This window comes from Leucobacter luti (assembly GCF_050310065.1).
Taxonomy (GTDB): Bacteria; Actinomycetota; Actinomycetes; order Actinomycetales; family Microbacteriaceae; genus Leucobacter; species Leucobacter luti_B.
This window is the reverse complement of sequence record NZ_CP190007.1, coordinates 2,713,624-2,727,249: the sequence shown is the minus strand read 5'-3', so window position 1 is coordinate 2,727,249 and position 13,626 is coordinate 2,713,624. Positions and strand designations below refer to the sequence as shown.

At 71.3% G+C, this 13,626-nt stretch carries 10 protein-coding genes; 4 read left to right on the top strand and 6 right to left on the bottom strand.

Features of this window, described 5'->3' with window-relative positions; genetic code table 11:
• Nucleotides 1-114: 114 nt before the first annotated feature.
• Nucleotides 115-1,668 carry an aldehyde dehydrogenase family protein gene (locus ACOPJ3_RS12385; RefSeq protein ID WP_427869474.1) on the top strand — a complete coding sequence of 518 codons (1,554 nt, stop codon included), beginning with the start codon at nucleotides 115-117 and terminating at the stop codon, nucleotides 1,666-1,668.
• A 49-nt stretch (nucleotides 1,669-1,717) separates the two neighbouring features.
• The gene (locus ACOPJ3_RS12380) at nucleotides 1,718-2,533 is read left to right on the top strand and encodes an SDR family NAD(P)-dependent oxidoreductase (RefSeq protein WP_427869473.1); all 816 of its coding nucleotides are present in this window, start codon (nucleotides 1,718-1,720) and stop codon (nucleotides 2,531-2,533) included.
• A gap of 528 nt (nucleotides 2,534-3,061) precedes the next feature.
• Here the strand turns inward: ACOPJ3_RS12380 and ACOPJ3_RS12375 are convergent.
• The 5 genes from ACOPJ3_RS12375 to ACOPJ3_RS12355 form a co-directional block, all read right to left on the bottom strand.
• Entirely contained in the window at nucleotides 3,062-4,540 is a 1,479-nt protein-coding gene (locus ACOPJ3_RS12375) for an amidase (RefSeq protein WP_427869472.1), read from the bottom strand.
• 107 nt (nucleotides 4,541-4,647) lie between these two features.
• Nucleotides 4,648-6,432, bottom strand: a complete 1,785-nt coding sequence (locus tag ACOPJ3_RS12370; protein ID WP_427869471.1) for an ABC transporter ATP-binding protein — start codon at nucleotides 6,430-6,432, stop codon at nucleotides 4,648-4,650.
• Nucleotides 6,432-7,385, bottom strand: coding sequence for an ABC transporter permease (locus ACOPJ3_RS12365; protein ID WP_427869470.1), 954 nt, complete (start codon nucleotides 7,383-7,385; stop codon nucleotides 6,432-6,434). Before ACOPJ3_RS12365 ends, ACOPJ3_RS12370 begins: the two co-directional genes overlap by 1 nt.
• A 2-nt stretch (nucleotides 7,386-7,387) precedes the next feature.
• A complete protein-coding gene (locus ACOPJ3_RS12360) occupies nucleotides 7,388-8,335 on the bottom strand; it encodes an ABC transporter permease (RefSeq protein WP_427869469.1) in 948 nt (315 codons plus the stop codon).
• Between the two features lie 125 nt (nucleotides 8,336-8,460).
• On the bottom strand, nucleotides 8,461-9,987 hold the full coding sequence (locus ACOPJ3_RS12355) for an ABC transporter substrate-binding protein (protein ID WP_427869468.1): 1,527 nt from the start codon (nucleotides 9,985-9,987) through the stop codon (nucleotides 8,461-8,463).
• Between the two features lie 210 nt (nucleotides 9,988-10,197).
• Here ACOPJ3_RS12355 and ACOPJ3_RS12350 point away from each other — a divergent pair, with 210 nt between their 5' ends.
• Nucleotides 10,198-10,956, top strand: coding sequence for a FadR/GntR family transcriptional regulator (locus ACOPJ3_RS12350; RefSeq protein ID WP_427869467.1), 759 nt, complete (start codon nucleotides 10,198-10,200; stop codon nucleotides 10,954-10,956).
• Between the two features lie 547 nt (nucleotides 10,957-11,503).
• Here ACOPJ3_RS12350 and ACOPJ3_RS12345 read toward each other — a convergent pair.
• Nucleotides 11,504-12,889 (bottom strand): MFS transporter, encoded by a 1,386-nt coding sequence (locus tag ACOPJ3_RS12345; protein ID WP_427869466.1) that lies wholly within the window; start codon nucleotides 12,887-12,889, stop codon nucleotides 11,504-11,506.
• Between the two features lie 205 nt (nucleotides 12,890-13,094).
• Between ACOPJ3_RS12345 and ACOPJ3_RS12340 the strand changes: the two genes are divergently transcribed.
• The gene (locus ACOPJ3_RS12340; RefSeq protein ID WP_427869465.1) at nucleotides 13,095-13,586 is read left to right on the top strand and encodes an Lrp/AsnC family transcriptional regulator; all 492 of its coding nucleotides are present in this window, start codon (nucleotides 13,095-13,097) and stop codon (nucleotides 13,584-13,586) included.
• Nucleotides 13,587-13,626 lie beyond the last annotated feature (40 nt).

Here is a 13,626-nt window from a genome sequence, read left to right as displayed (position 1 = left end):
TGGGGTCACGTCTGCGACTGCTTGGCGAGCGCGGCCCAGGTGCTCTATTCTAAATGGTAAGACCACTCGTCGCGAGTGGGGATCCCGCACCGGCCGCTGCAAGGAGGCACCGCAATGTCAGAGGTTTCCGGAACGCCAGAAACTTCCGGGCACGGCCCGAGCGCGAGCCCGCGCCTGCTCGCGCCGGCAGGCGCGCTCCCGATCGGCGCCGAGTGGCGCGCGATGCCGCACACCTCCGACGTCGTCTTCCCCTTCGACGGCAGCGTCGTGGCGCAGGCCCCCGTGAGCGGGGAGCGGGACTCGCTCGACGCCCTCGACGCCGCGGAGGCTGCGCGCCCCGAGGTCGCGGCGCTCACGGCGGCCGAGCGGCGAGGGATCCTGATGGCGATCCACGATCGCGTGCGCGAGGAGGCCGACCGCCTCGTCGAGCTGCTCGTGCTCGAGACCGGCAAGCCGCGCGTCGACTGCCGCACCGAGGTGAGCCGCACGATCGTCACCCTGCAGGCGACGGCCGAGGAGGTCTCGCACATCGGCGGCGAGACCGTGCCCCTCGACCTCCAGGAGCTCGGCCGCGGCATGATCGGGTACTACACCCGCAAGCCGGCCGGCATCGTGATCGGGATCGCGGGCTTCAACTACCCGCTGCTCCTCGCGACGCACAAGCTCGCGCCCGCCATCGCTGCCGGCTGCCCCGTCATCGTGAAGCCCGCGCCGAACACGCCGCTCGCGACCCTCGAGCTGCTCGCGATCACGCGCGAGGCGCTCGCCGCGCACGGCGTCACCGCGGCGGCGGCGCAGCTCGTGAACGGCGACCCCATCGTGGGCGAGACCCTCGTGCGGGATCCGCGCGCGGCCGTCGTCTCCTTCACGGGATCCGCGAAGATCGGCCACCTCATCGCCCAGCAGGCGGCGCCGCGGAAGGCCGTGCTCGAGCTCGGATCCAACACGGGCTTCATCGTCGCCGCGGACGCGGACGTCGAGGCGGCCGTCGACGCGGTGCTCCGCGGCGGCTTCTACGCGAACGGCCAGGCGTGCATCTCGGTGCAGCGGGTCGTGCTCGAACGCCCGATCGCGGCGCAGTTCAGCGCGCGCCTCGCCGAGCGCATGGGCGAGCTCGTCGTCGGCGACCCCCGCGACGAGCGCACGAACGTCGCCCCCGTCATCAACGCCGCCTCGGGCGAGCGGATCCGCGCAATGGTCGCGCGGGCCGTCGCGGCGGGGGCGCGCGTGCTCGTCGGCGATCCGGGCGCGGGTTCGGGATCCGGCGTCGGCACTGGCGCCCTGGCCGCCGCCGGTGCCGCGGGAATCGACCCCATCGTGCTCGCCGACGTGCCCGCAGACGTCGACGTCTGGTGCGAGGAGGTATTCGGGCCCGTCGTCGCGCTTACGGTCGTGGACTCGATCGACGAGGCGATCGACCTCGTGAACGACTCGCGCTACGGCCTGCAGGCCGCGATCTACACGGCGTCGCTCGAGAGCGCGTTTGCGGCGATCGAGCGGCTCGAGGTCGGCGGGGTCGTCGTCAACGAGATCCCGGGCTTCCGCTCGGACATCATGCCCTACGGCGGGGTCAAAGACTCCGGCATCGGGCGCGAGGGCCCGCGCTTCGCGATCGAGGAGTTCACCGTGACGCGCATGGCCATGATCCGGCCCCGCGCCCGCGGCTGACCCCGCCGGCAATTTCCGCACTTTCCGCACACACCCAGGAGCACCACCCATGACCGAGCACCCGCAGACCGAGCACCCGCAGATCGACTACTCGCAGCTCTTCCGCCTCGACGGCCGCACGGTCGTCGTGATCGGGGCGGGGAGCGGGATCGGTCGCGAGTCGGCGCAGGCGCTCGCGGCCCAGGGGGCGCACGTCGTCGTCGCGGACTACGCGCTCGACGCCGCCAAGGCGACGGTCGGGATCATCGCGGAGCGCGGCGGCTCCGCCGAGGCCTACCGCGTGAACGTGCTCGAGGACGCCGAGGTCGACGCCGCAGCCGAGCGCTTCGGCACGGCCGCCGCGCTCGTCTTCACCGCCGCGACGAACGTGCGCAAGCGCATGGAGGATTACTCGATGGCGGAGTTCGATCGCGTCGTCAACCTCAACCTGCGCGCATCCTTCCAGCTCATCAGGAAGTTCGGCGAGCGCTTCGCCGCGAACGGCGGGGGCTCCATCATCGGCTTCGCCTCGATCCGGGCGCAGGTCGTCGAGCCGGGCCAGGGCGTCTACGCCGCGACGAAGGCGGGCCTCGTACAGCTCGCGCGCACGGGCGCGGCGGAGTTCGGCCCGCGCGGCGTGCGCGTCAACGTGATCGCCCCGGGCGTCGTGGAAACCCCGCTCACCGCGCAAATCACGGCCGACCCGGAGTGGTACGGCGCCTACGCGGCCAAGAGCGCGCTCGGCCGCTGGTCGCGCCCCGACGAGCTCGCCGGCGCCGTCGTCTACCTCGCCTCCGAGGCCTCGTCGTTCGTCACGGGATCCGTGCTCACGGTCGACGGCGGCTGGACCGCGATCGACGGCCGCTACACGCCCCCCGCGTCGTAGGGCCGCTGCGCTCGCTCCGCGATCTGCGCTCGTTCGCAAGGAACTGCCCGAAAACTTAGGAGCGACGGCAGAACTGCGAGCGAGCGCTGGGGCTCGCCTGGGCTCGGGCGCGCGCGATTCTGTTGGAGGCTCCGGATCCGGATCAGCGCCCTGCGCTCGCTCCGCGATCTGCGCTCGTTCGCAAGGAACTGCCCGAAAGTTTAGGAGCGACGGCAGAACTGAGAGCGAGCGCCGGGCCCTGCGCAGGGCCGGACGCGTGCGAGCCTGTTGGAGGCTCCGGATCTAGATCCCGCGCCTGCGCTCGCTCCGCGATCTGCGCTCGTTCGCAAGGAACTGCCCGAAAGTTTAGGAGCGACGGCAGAATTGCGAGCGAGCGCCGGGGCTCGCGCGGGTTCGGGCGCGCGCGAGCCTGTTGGACGCTCCGGATCGGGATCCCGCGCCTGCGCTCGCTCCGCGATCTGCGCTCGTTCGCAAGGAACTGCCCGAAAGTCTAGGAGCGACGGCAGAATTCGGAGCGAGCGCCGGCGCCTACGCCAGGCGCGCCCAGTCGACCGCGGCGTCGGCCCCGCGCACCTCTTCGAACCACGCGGCGACGCGCAGGAGCGAGTCGTCGGTCCCGATGGGGGCGGCGATCTGGAGTCCGACGGTGCGGCCGTCGTCCTGGATGCCCGCGCCGATCGACACGGCGGGCTGCCCCGACATGTTGTAGGGCACGGTGAACGAGATGTGGCCCATGGTCTGCAGCGGATCCGTGATCGGCATGGGATCCTCTGCGGCGAACGCCGCGACGGGCGTCACGGGTGAAAGCACCAGGTCGTAGCCGGAAGTCGCGGCGCGCGTGAGACGCGCCATCTCGTCGATCATGCCGCGGTTGCGCACCGTCTGCGCCGCGGAGATCCCGGCGCCGGCCTCGCACCAGGCGGCGATGAACGGCAGCACGGCCGCGCGCTCGGCGTCGCTCAAGAGCTCGAGGTCGGCGAAGGAGCGGCTGCGCCAGAAGTCCACGATCCCGTCGAGCACCTCCGGGGCGATGAAGGGTGCGAGCGGCTCGACCGTCGCCCCCGCCTCGGCGAAGCGCGCGGCGGCGCGCTCGATGATGGCGCGCGTCTCGGGCTCGACCGGGAGCCCGGATCCCGCGTCGAGCTGCAGCGCGACGCGCATGCCCGTGGGCGCGAGCGGCTCGGTCGACCACTGCATCTCGCGGTAGGAGCGCGTCAGATAGTCGCGCTCATCAGGCACCGCGACGATCGACATGAGTCGGATCGCGTCGGCCGCCGTGCGCGTGAGGGGGCCTGCCGCGCGCCCCACGTAGGGCACGTCGAGGGGGATCAGCCCCTCGCTCGGCTTCAGCCCGGTGAGGCCCTGCCAGCTCGCGGGGAGGCGGATCGAGCCGCCGATGTCGGAGCCGATGTGGAACGGGCCGTAGCCGGCAGCGGCCGCGGTGCCGGCGCCCGCGCTCGAGCCGCCGGCCGTGTGCGCGGGGTTCAGGGCGCCGCGCGTGATCCCGTGCAGGCTCGAAACGCCAGATGAGAGCATGCCCCAGTCGGGCATCGTCGTGGAGCCGACGATCACGGCGCCCGCCTCGAGCAGGCGATCCGTCGTCGGGGCGTTGCGATCCGGCACCGGGGGATTCGGGATCGCCGTGCCCGAGGGCTTCGGCTGGCCCGCGCGCGCGATGTTCTCCTTGACCGTCGCCGGCACGCCGTCGAAGGCGCCGAACTGGGCGCCGGATCGCCAGCGCTCGCCCGAGGCGGCGGCGTCGGCGCGCACCTGCTCGGGATCGAAGAGGTAGAGCGCGTTCAGCTCGGGCTCGCGCGCCTCGACCCGCGCGATGACCGCCTCGGCGACGTCGCCCGGAGTGAAGGCGCCCGCCGCGAAGCCAGCGGAGAGCGCGCCGGCGTCGAGGTCCGCGAGGCTCGCGGCGCCTGCGGCGCTCGCGGCGCCCGCGGCCTCCGCCGCCTCAGCGGCTCCGGGCTGCGGCTGCTGGGGTGCGCTTTCGGAGGTCATCGGGGGTCCTTTCGTGGTGCTGGACGGGTGCTGGCTGGACGGGTGCGGGTCGGGCGGTGCGGCGCCGGACGGTGCGGTGCTGGATCCGGATCCGGCACCTGACCGGCTCACGCCGTGTGCGCGAGCTCCTGGCGGAGGGTGAGCGAGGAGTCGATGAGCCGGCGCGTGTAGGGGTGCTGCGGGTCGCGGTACACGGTCTCGGTGTCGCCGGCCTCGACGATCTCGCCGGACTGCATCACGATGACCGAGTCGCAGAGGTGGCGCACCACGTTGAGGTCGTGCGAGACGAAGACGAGGGTGAGGCCGTACTCGTCGACGAGGTCGGCGAGGAGGTTCAGCACCTGCGCGCGCACCGAGACGTCGAGGGCGCTCACGGGCTCGTCGGCGACGACGACCTGCGGGCGGCAGATGAGGGCGCGGGCGATCGAGATGCGCTGGCGCTGGCCGCCGGAGAACTGGTGCGGGAAGCGCTCGGCCGACTCCGCCGGGAGCCCGACCGCCTCGAGCATCTCGGCGACCATGCGAGAGCGCTCGCGCGCGGTCTCGTTTCGGCCCCTGACCAGGAGCGGCTCGGAGATGATCTGTTCGACGGTCATGCGGGGGTCGAGCGAGCCCATCGGATCCTGGAACACGATTTGCAGGTTCTGGCGGAGGGCGCGCAGCTCCTCCTCCTTCGCGCCGGCGACCTCGTTGCCCGCGACGACCGCGCTGCCCGAGGTGGGCTGGTCGAGGCCGGCGAGGATCCGGAGCAGCGTCGACTTGCCGGAGCCCGACTCGCCGACGACGCCGAGGCGCCCGCCCTCGGGCACCTCGAACGAGATGCCCTTGAGCGCGTGGACCTGCGGCGCCGGCTTGAAGAGGCTCGTGCGCCCGCGGGTGTAGGTGCGCACGAGGTCGGTCACGCGCATCACCGGCTCCCCGGGTGCCTTTGTGCCTGGGGTCCCGGCAGTTGTTAGCGATTTCGGTTCGTATACGGCGTTATTCGAACCGAAATCGCTAACAACCTCCGCCGTGGGCGGGGTGTAAGCCTGGGCGGTCGCGACCGTGAAGAGGCGCCCGTTCTCGTCGACCGCGTCGAGGTCGGAGGCGGCGAGCAGGCCCCGCGTGTAGGGGTGCTGCGGGCGCGTGAACACGTCCTCGGTCGTGCCCTCCTCGACGATCTCGCCCTGGTTCATCACGAGCACGCGCGTGCACATGTTCGCGACGACCGCGAGGTCGTGCGTAATAAACAGGAGCCCCGTGCCGCGCTCCCGCACGAGCTCCAGGATCAGGTCGAGCACCTGCCGCTGCACGGTCACGTCGAGCGCCGTCGTCGGCTCGTCGCAGAGCAGCAGCGACGGGTCGTTCGCGAGCGCCATCGCGAGCATCACGCGCTGCCGCTGCCCGCCGGAGAGCTCGTGCGGGTAGGCACGCGCCGCCTGCGCCGGATCGGGAAGTTTGACCGCGTCGAGCATCTCGACGGCGCGGCGGTGCGCCTCCGCCTTCGACGATGCGAGGCCGTGCTGCAGCATGATCTCCGCGACCTGTGCGCCCGCGCGCATCAGGGGGTTGAGCGCGGTGAGCGGCTCCTGGAACACCATCGACATCTCGGTGCCGCGCAGCTTCATGAGCTCGCGCTCGGGCGCCTCGAGCAGGTTGCCAGCGTAGCCGTCGATCTCGACGGAGCCGTCGCCCGTGACGCCGTTCGGCAGCAGCCCGAGCAGGGCGGTCGTGGTCATCGACTTGCCGGATCCCGACTCCCCGATGAGGCCGATCCGCTCGCCGTGCGCCATGTGCAGGGTGAAGTTGCTCACGAGCGTGCGCTCGTGCGTGCGGACGTTCAGTCCCTCGACGCGGAGCAGGAGGTCGGTTCCGCCCGGCCCGCCACCCGCCATCGAATTCTCGGTGCGCATCAGCCGCGCCCCCCGTTCAGCTTGGGATCGAAGCGGTCGCGCAGACCGTCTCCGAGCAGGTTGAAGCCCATGACGGCGATCGCGATCGCGAGCCCGGGCCAGACGGCGAGCATCGGGTGCGTGCCGAGGAACTGCTGCGACTCCTGCAGCATGCGCCCCCACGACGGCGTCGGCGGGGGAGTGCCGAGCCCCAGGAAGCTGAGGCCGGCCTCCGCGAGCACGGCGAGCGCGAACGACACGGAGGACTGCACGACCACGATGCCGATGATGTTCGGCAGCACGTGGCGGAGCGCGATCCGGAACCGCGACTGGCTCGCGGCCCGCGCCGCGAGCACGTACTCGGTGCTCATGACCTGGAGGGTGCCGGATCTCGCCACGCGCGCGAAGCCGGGCACGGTCGCGATCCCGATCGCCACCATCGCCGTGAGGGTTGAGGCGCCGAACACGGCGCTGAACATGATCGCGAGGAGGAGCGCGGGGAACGCGAGCGCGATGTCGGAGGTGCGCATGATGACCTCCTCGATCCAGCCGCCGCGGATCCCCGCGAGGATCCCGAGCGGCGTGCCGATGACGAGCGCGATCCCGACCGAGATGACGCCGACGAAGAGGGTGATCCGCGCGCCGTAGAGCATGGCCGAGAACATGTCGCGGCCGTACTTATCGGTGCCCATCAGGTGATCGAGGCTCGAGCCCTGGAGTCGATCCGCGGGGTTCGCCTGCACGGGGTTGTAGGGGGTCCAGATGAAGGAGACGAGCGCGGCCGCGACGACGAGGCCGATGAGGACGAGGCCGATGATGAGCGTCGCGGAGAGCTTGCGGCCGCGGCGGCCGCGGCCCGCGGCGCCTCGCCCGCCCGGCCCGCCCGGTCCGCTCGTCGATGCGCCGCCCGGCGCCTGGATCGCGGTCGTGCGTGGCGCCTGGATCGGCGGCGTCGGAATGTTCTGCGTGCTCATGGCTAGGCGCTCCTTCGCAGACGCGGATCGACGATCGTGTAGAGCACGTCGACGACGAGGTTCAGGACGAGGGTGATGGCGACGAGCACCATCACGACCGACTGCACGGTGAGCAGGTCGCGGTTGCCGACCGCGTCGAGCAGCATCGAGCCGAGGCCGGGGATCACGAACACGCGCTCGATCACGACCGCGCCGATGATGAGGGCGGCGATCTGCACGCCCGTCACCGTGATGACCGGGATCGCGGCGTTGCGCAGGCCGTGCTTCACGAGCGCCTGCGTCTTGCTCAGGCCCTTCGAACGGGCGGTGCGGAGGTAGTCCTCGCTCATCACCTCGAGCACGGCCGAGCGCACGTAGCGGGTCAGGATCGCGCCCTGCACCGAGGCGAGCGCGACGACGGGGAGGATGAGCCGGCGCAGGAAGTCGGCCGGGTCCTCGGAGGGCGCCGTCCAGCCGTTCGCCGGCAGCCAGCCGAGGCCGACCGCGAAGATCATGACGAGCAGGATGCCCGCGAGGAAGCCGGGGATCGCGACGCCGAGCTGCGAGCCGACGCCGATCACGACGCCCGAGAAGTTGCGGTGCCGCACGGCCGCCCAGGTGCCGAGCGGGATCGCGACGAGGAGCGCGAGAGCCATCGCCGTGAGCACGAGGATGAGGCTCACCTGCACGCGGTCGATCACCATGGGGCTGATGTCGGTGCGGGTGATGTAGGAGGTGCCGAAGTCCCCGGTCAGAAGCCCGCCGGACCACTCGAAGTACTGCACGATGAGCGGGCGGTTCGTGCCGAACTGCTCGCGGGTCTGCTCAAGCAGCTCAGGCGTCGCGTTGACGCCGAGCGCGATCTGCGCGGGGTCGCCGGGGATCAGCCGCATGAAAAGGAACACGACGATGGTCGCGACGAGGTAGGTCACTACGAATCGCGCGAGATTGATCAGGAGCCGTATTGCCATGCGGGTTCCTCGGGAGTTCGGTTGCCCGGCCGACGTGTGTCGGCGCGGGCGAGGGGTGGAGCCGCGGCTGCGGCGGAGGGGCTGGGGTCCGGACCCCAGCCCGACCGCCGCCGCGGCCGAGCCGGTTACTTCCAGCTCAGGTTAGTCAGGTCGAGCGCCTCGATGATGGCGTTCTCGGGCATGCCCTCGAGATCCGCCTTCGCCACCGTGATGTTCGGGAAGAGGAACAGCACGCCGGATGCGGCGTCCTCGACGATCTGCTCGGAGACCTTCTTCATGTCTGCGACGTAGGTCTTCTCGTCGGCGGCGTCCGCCGACTTGGCGAGCTCCGCGATCTTCGAGTTGTCGTAGCCGATGTAGTAGTTCGGGTCGTTGAAGACCGTCAGGATGTCGCGGGCCTCGACGGCGAGCACGGTCGTCATCTGGTACTCGTGCTTCGTGAAGACCTGGTCGAGCCAGACCGCGGGGAACTCGGCCGACTTGATGTTGACCTTGATGCCCACGTCGCCGAGCTGCGATGCGACGATCTCGGAGACGGCCTGCGCGTAGGGGCGGGTCGGCACGGTGTACGTGATCTCGAGGTTCTCGGCGCCGGCCTCCTTGAGGAGCTCCTTCGCCTTCTCGGGGTCGTGCGGGTAGACGTCGTTGAGGTCCTCGTAGTACGGGTCGGTCGGGGTCGCGAAGGTCGCGATGACCGTGCCATAGCCGTTCCAGGCGGTGTCGATGATCGCCTGCTTGTCGAGCGCGTAGAGCACGGCCTGGCGCACGCGGACGTCGTCAAACGGGGCGGCCTTGTTGTTGAAGGAGAGCGAGATCTCGCCGCTCGAGGTGCCCGTGATGACCTTGTACTTGTCGTCCGACTCGAAGGTCGAGAGGAGCTCGGGGGCCTGAAGGTTCGCGATCGCGTCGACGTCGCCCGTCTGCAGCGCGTTCGTGGTCGCGGTCGCGTCGGCGAAGTACTTGAGCGTCACCTTCTCGACGCCGGGGGCCTCGCCCCAGTAGTCGTCGCGGGTGTCGAGCACGATGCTCTGGTTCGGGGTCCACTTCTCGACCGCGTAGGGGCCCGTGCCGACGGGCGTGTTCGCGAGATCCGCGACGCCGTCGCTCGAGAAGATCGCGCCGACCGGGGTTGCGATGTTGAACAGCCAGGCGTTCGAGGGGGTCGTGAGCTTCACGACGACCTCGGTGTCGGAGGCGACCTCGACGCTCTCGACGACGTCCATCTTCGTCTTCAGGCTCGACACCCAGTCGGTCTTGACGCGGTCAAAGCTGAACTTGACGTCCTCGGCGGTGAAGTCTTCGCCGTTCGAGAACTTCACGCCCTCCTGCAGGGTGAAGGTGTAGGTCTTGCGGTCGTCGCTGACCTTCCACTCCTTCGCGAGCAGCGGCACGATCTCGCCCTTCTCGTCGAGCTCGACGAGGCCCTCGTAGACGTTCGACATCATGGCCTGCGGGATCGCGGATCCGGCGGTCGTCGTGAAGTCGAGGTTCGTGGGGGTGCCGGTGAGGGCGATCGTCGCCGTCGTCGGCTTCTCGCCCCCCGATCCGCTGCCGCCCGAGCTGCCCGCGCCCGCGGAGCACGCGGCGAGTCCGAGCGCCGCCGCGGCCGCGAGTGCCGTGGTGAGCAGGAGGGATGTTCTGCGTCGCATCATTGCTTTCCTGTCGACAGGGCCGCGGGATCCCGCGGCCGTTGGGTGGTCTGTGCGGGCGACAGTGCCCGCGGATCGGAAGTTTCGAATCAGGATACATGGTAAGACCACTCAGCGTCACGCTAGTATCGGGTTGACTCCTGGCCCAGGGGTTCGGCTGACGGGGGCCGCGGCGGCTCGCCGGGGGCCCTCCCTCATCAGGAAGAGCATCAGGTGACGACGACCCACAGGTTCGAACCGGCAGTCCCGGTGCACACCTATCAGCGCATCGTCGAGCAGATCGAGCAGGCGATCCTCTCGGGGGAGATCCCGGTCGGATCGCAACTCGCGAGCGAGCGCGACCTCATGGTGCAGTTCGGTGTGAGCCGCCCCACCGTGCGCGAGTCGCTGCGCGTACTCCAGAGCATGGGCCTCCTCGAATCGAAGCCCGGCACCCGCGGCGGGCCCATCGTGCGCGCGCCGTCGTCGTCGGCGCTGCGGCGATCCTTCCGCGCCATGATCGGCACCGACGCGCTCGGGATCGCCGAGCTCATCGAGTACCGCGTCGTGCTCGAGGGCACCGCGAGCCGCCTCGCGGCGCTCCGCCGCTCGCCCGAGCAGCTCGAGCGAATGCGCGCCGCCCTCGAGATCATGGCGGCCGAGGCTGCCTCAAACGCGGCTACTTTTTCTGACTCCGACCTGGAGTTTCACGAGGCCGTGTGGGAGGCGAGCGGTAACCGCGTGCTGCAGCTGAGCGGGCAGGCCGTGTCGGGCGTGCTGCGCCAGCTCATGCAGCGCGAGTCGGCGGGCGAGCACCGCGACAACCGCGTGAAGCTCGACTCCGTGCGCATCGACCGCGGACTCTTCGAGGCCATCTCGCGCGGCGACGCGGCCGAGGCGAGCCGCATCGCGCGCAACGCCGTCGCGGAGCGCTTCGCGCCGCTCGTCGACGACGAGGACGCGCGCCGCGCGATCCTGCTGCTCGCCGAGTAAGGGTTGGTTGGGGGCGCCCGCTGGCGGCGCTCGCGCTTCGCGCCGTTCGCAACTTGCCGAGTCGGCCCAAAGGCCCCTTTCGAGCGCCTGAATGGGGCCTTCGGGCCGACTCGATCCCGCGAATGGGGCCTTTCGGCCGACTCGGGTGCGGGAGCGCGGGCTCGCGGGCCCGCGCCCCGCGAGCTTCCGGATCCTGATCCCGGGCCCCGCGCCCGACTCCCGCATCCCGGCCCCCGAAGCCCGGCCTCGAACCTGAATCCCGCACCCTTCCCTGCCGAGTCGGCCGTAAGGCCCCTTTCGAGTGCCTGAATGGGGCCTTACGGCCGACTCGATCCCGCGAATGGAGCCTTTCGGCCGACTCGGGCGCGGGCGTGAGTGCGGGTGCGTGCGGGCGCGCGCGAGCCAGCGCGAGCCAACGTGCCCAGCGCGCCCAATGCGCGTGCGGTTCGGGATCCTGAGCCACGCAATTCAACTCGAGTCGACCCAAAAGCCCCTTTCGAGCGCCTGAATGGGGCCTTACGGCCGACTCGGCCCCGCGAATGGGGCCTTACGGCCGACTCGACGGAGCGGCCGGAGCAGCGGCCCCGCCGCCACCACCCGACACCCGTAGTCCCACGATCGCGAGCACCGCGCACGCCATCGCGAGCGCGCCAGCGAAGCCCGCGACGGCAGGTGCGAGCCCGACCGCGCTGGCGAGGGCGCCGAGGCCGAGGATCGGGAGCGCGCTGCCGAGGTAGGTGACCGTGTAGACCGCGCTCACGGCGGAGGCGTGGCGCTCCGGCGGCACGGCGGCGACGAGCGCCGAGAACGCCGAGCGGAACGCGACGCCCTGCCCGACGCCCGCGAGCGTGCACGCGGCGACGAGGAACCACGTGGTCCCGACGATATTCGCGAGCGCGATGCCCGCGAGCGCCAGCGCGAGGAGCAGGAGCCCGACGCCCGAGAGCGCGCGCTCGGCGCGGGCGGGCAGCGGCACGCACTGGGTCGCGGCCGACGCCGCGAGCGTGACCGAGGCGAGGATGCCGATCCCGAGCCGCGAGTCGATGCCCGTGATCGCCGCGAAGTGCGAGGGGGCGAGGGAGAGGCAGAAGCCGAACACGGCGAAGCTCAGAAAGCCCGTCGCCGCCGCGATGCGGAACGGTCGGGCGGCTCGCGAGGGGAGCGGGCCGCGCGGCTCGGCGCTCGCGCTCGGCGTGTGCGGCGCGTCGACGAGCGGGAGGCGGGTGACCGCGGGCGCGCACTCGCGGTGCGGCGCGATCAGGAGGAGCGCAGGCACGAGCAGCATGAGCACGGCGGCGACCGCGAGGAACGGCGTCGTGAGCGGCCCAAAGAAGTCAAAGAATGGGGAGGGGAGGGCGCCGGCCGGCAGCGATGACAGCGCGCCGCCCAGGATCGGCCCGGCCGCGACCCCGCCCGAGGTTGCGAGCAGGGTGAGCCGCCCGACGAGGGCCGGGCGCCCGGGCAGGAGCGCGCGCAGCGCCGAGGATCCCGCGCCCGTGGCGCAGGCGACGGCGATCCCCTGCAGCGCCCGCGCCGCGCAGAACCAGCCGAGGTTCGGCGCGAGCGCGAGCGCCGCGGTCGCGAGTCCAGCGGCGGCGAGGCTCGCGAGCAGCAGCGTGCGCCGATTCGCGGAGTCGGCGAATCGCCTGAACAGCACGAGCCCCGCGATGAGCGCGAGAACATAGCTCGTGAAGGCGAGCGAGACGCCGGTGGCCCCGATCCCGAATCGGAGCTGGAGCAGCGGGAACAGCGGGGTCGCGAGGTTCGCGCTCACGAGCAGTGAGAAGAGCGTGAGCGAGGCGAGGGCGACCCTGGAGCGAGGCCTGGAGACGGCAGGCGAGGCGATGTCGGCAGCGAACCCGGGGGCGCTGCCCTGGCCCGAGACGGGGTGTGACGGTTGGGGCAGTGCGAGTGCGGATGCGGGTGCAGGCACAGTCGGCTCCTTCTCGGACACCAGGGGTGGTGACGTCCGTTCTTTGCTCCCGCGGGGGTGGTGCGGGTGCTGGTGGTGCGGAGCCGGGGTGTCGGCGCCACGTAGATGATTACATCGCCCCCGGGTCGAATTGCGCAAGTGACTTCCTGGCAATTGATCGATATGATCAATGCCACCGCAAACCGCCCGCCAGAAAGTGGTCAAAATGCCCGAGATTGATGAGACAGACCGGCGGATCCTCGGCGCGCTCGACGAGGATCCGCGCATGCCGACGGCGCTGATCGCCCAGAAACTCGGCCTCGCCCGCGGCACAGTGCAGGCGCGGCTCGAGCGCATGCGCACCTCGGGCATGCTCCGCCTCCACAGCGCGCGCGTGACCCCTGCGGCGCTCGGCCGGCCGGTCGGCGCGAGCGTGCAGGTCGAGCTCGACCAGCACCAGATCGGCAAGGCGGTCGCCGCCCTCGCGGAGATCCCCGAGGTGCTCGAGTGCTTCGCGCCGGCAGGCAGCACGGACCTGCTGCTGCGCGTCGTGGCGCGGGATCCCGACGACCTCTACCGCGTGAGCGAGGAGATCCGCCTGTGCCCCGGCATCACGCGCACCTCGACGAGCCTCTTCCTGCGCGAGGTGATCTCGTACCGGGTGACCGGCCTGCTGCGCGGCGCCGAGGGGCCCGGAAGGTCCGCCCGGCGGCGCTGACCAGGGGTATCCCCGAGTCTGGACGCGCGCGTGGCCCGCG

What these genes read in the sequence shown, in the direction of transcription:
- ACOPJ3_RS12385 (WP_427869474.1), top strand. Translation starts at nt 115, where the DNA reads ATGTCAGAGGTTTCCGGAACGCCAGAAACTTCCGGGCACGGCCCGAGC.
- ACOPJ3_RS12380 (WP_427869473.1), top strand. Translation starts at nt 1,718, where the DNA reads ATGACCGAGCACCCGCAGACCGAGCACCCGCAGATCGACTACTCGCAG.
- ACOPJ3_RS12375 (WP_427869472.1), bottom strand. Translation starts at nt 4,540, where the DNA reads ATGACCTCCGAAAGCGCACCCCAGCAGCCGCAGCCCGGAGCCGCTGAG.
- ACOPJ3_RS12370 (WP_427869471.1), bottom strand. Translation starts at nt 6,432, where the DNA reads ATGCGCACCGAGAATTCGATGGCGGGTGGCGGGCCGGGCGGAACCGAC.
- ACOPJ3_RS12365 (WP_427869470.1), bottom strand. Translation starts at nt 7,385, where the DNA reads ATGAGCACGCAGAACATTCCGACGCCGCCGATCCAGGCGCCACGCACG.
- ACOPJ3_RS12360 (WP_427869469.1), bottom strand. Translation starts at nt 8,335, where the DNA reads ATGGCAATACGGCTCCTGATCAATCTCGCGCGATTCGTAGTGACCTAC.
- ACOPJ3_RS12355 (WP_427869468.1), bottom strand. Translation starts at nt 9,987, where the DNA reads ATGATGCGACGCAGAACATCCCTCCTGCTCACCACGGCACTCGCGGCC.
- ACOPJ3_RS12340 (WP_427869465.1), top strand. Translation starts at nt 13,095, where the DNA reads ATGCCCGAGATTGATGAGACAGACCGGCGGATCCTCGGCGCGCTCGAC.